Here is a 611-nt window from a genome sequence, read left to right on the forward strand (position 1 = left end):
ACGCGGGATCACTGCCCGCGCCCATACTCGGCGGCGGGCTCATGCACCCGTCTCGCGCAGCACGACCCTATGCTCCGTCCGCAGCCGCAGCATCACGGCATCGCGGACACCGCCGCCGCAGATGCTGCAGCGCATGCGGTTGAGGCAGTCCTGCAGGGAGCGGGTGGGGTGGGCATGGGCGAGCTCGGCGACCTCGAAAATCCTGCGCCGAGGGCAGCGCTGGCTGCTGCAGTTGATCGTCAGGGACCAGCCCAACCAGTCGGCCAGTGGCGCGGCCATCATCAACCGCTGCCGCTTCCATTCGGACATGTTGTGGCTCATTGCCCTACCGTGTCCTACGAAGCCAGTGAGGACCGTAGGAATAAAGGCGCACAAACCTCAAGAGGGCAGGAATGTTCGCCGAAGCCTGCCGAGACCCGGCGGCCATGCTGACGGCAGTGGCTGGGCTGAGCTACCATGCTGTGGCGTGGTCTATTTTCGAGTTTGCCCCAAGCGCCCAAACCGTCGAACCATGCGCAATATTTTTGAGACAAACCTCGCATTTGAGTGACTTGTGCGGCGTGATATCAACCTGTAGACGATATTCCGGGCCCGAGGTGAGGCCCAGTTTC

The 611-nt window shown here is 62.8% G+C and carries 1 protein-coding gene; it reads right to left on the reverse strand.

The window, feature by feature from the left end; all coding sequences use genetic code 11:
• Positions 1 to 39 precede the first annotated feature (39 nt).
• Complete coding sequence (locus JMJ56_RS33255) at positions 40 to 309, reverse strand: hypothetical protein (protein ID WP_202836140.1); 270 nt, start codon at positions 307 to 309, stop codon at positions 40 to 42.
• Positions 310 to 611 lie beyond the last annotated feature (302 nt).

Source organism: Belnapia arida, assembly GCF_016773205.1.
Lineage (GTDB): Bacteria > Pseudomonadota > Alphaproteobacteria > Acetobacterales > Acetobacteraceae > Belnapia > Belnapia arida.

Excerpts from the sequence above, each read along its gene's own strand:
- JMJ56_RS33255 (WP_202836140.1), bottom strand. The coding sequence starts at position 309 with ATGTCCGAATGGAAGCGGCAGCGGTTGATGATGGCCGCGCCACTGGCC.